Annotated in this window: 1 pseudogene; it reads right to left on the bottom strand. The window is 69.4% G+C overall.

Going from position 1 to position 719, the window contains the following annotated elements:
- A pseudogene (locus ACFOSH_RS42695) lies at nucleotides 1–564 on the bottom strand (IS1380 family transposase); the annotation flags it as partial.
- Nucleotides 565–719: the final 155 nt, after the last annotated feature.

The raw sequence follows: 719 nt of genomic DNA, 5'->3' as shown, positions 1-719 counted from the left end.
CACTGCCGCGTTTTTCTGGGCGGTGACCGAAAAATACGCTCCTGCCCGGCGGATCGCAGCGATGATCGGGCCAGTGAAGAACGCCGAATCGGCGCGGACCACGATCACGCCGGTCGCCCCGGCCCGGCGCGCCAGGCCGATCGCCTCGGTGATCATCGATGCCGCCCCGCGGCGGGAATCGCAGTTCCCGCCGCGCAGCCGGGCGGTGAGGATCACCGGCGCGCACACCGGGGACGACAACGTGGCGATCAGGTGGTTCAGGCCCCGGACCCCGTTATAGGCGAACCCGCTGCCCTGCTTGCCGCGCCCGTAGGTTTCCTTGATTTTGGCGTCGATATCGAGGAACGCGAGCCCCTCGACACCGGCCAGCAGCGACGGAACCCGCCCCGCCAGCCGGACCACCGCCTCCGAGGCCACCGAGGAGAGCTGACGGACATGGCCGTGGGTGAAACCCCGCAGCCACGACCCGCAGGTCGAGGGCGCCCGCAGACCGGTGAACAACCGGCGCATCCCGCCATGCCGGATCACGTCCAGGTCCTCGATCGAGTCCGCCCCGGCCACCATCCCTGCCACGATCGAGAGTGCTTTCGCACCCGAGTTCGCGCCGACAGGAACCCCCAGGTCAACCCGCTGATCGATCAGGCCACCGAGGCCGATGTCCTCAGCCAGCCGCAGCACCGGGACCAGCCCCGCGCACGACACGAGACCCTCATCATCGA

Source organism: Amycolatopsis speibonae, assembly GCF_042647925.1.
Classification (GTDB): domain Bacteria; phylum Actinomycetota; class Actinomycetes; order Mycobacteriales; family Pseudonocardiaceae; genus Amycolatopsis; species Amycolatopsis speibonae.
This window is presented reverse-complemented; position numbering and strand designations above follow the sequence as displayed.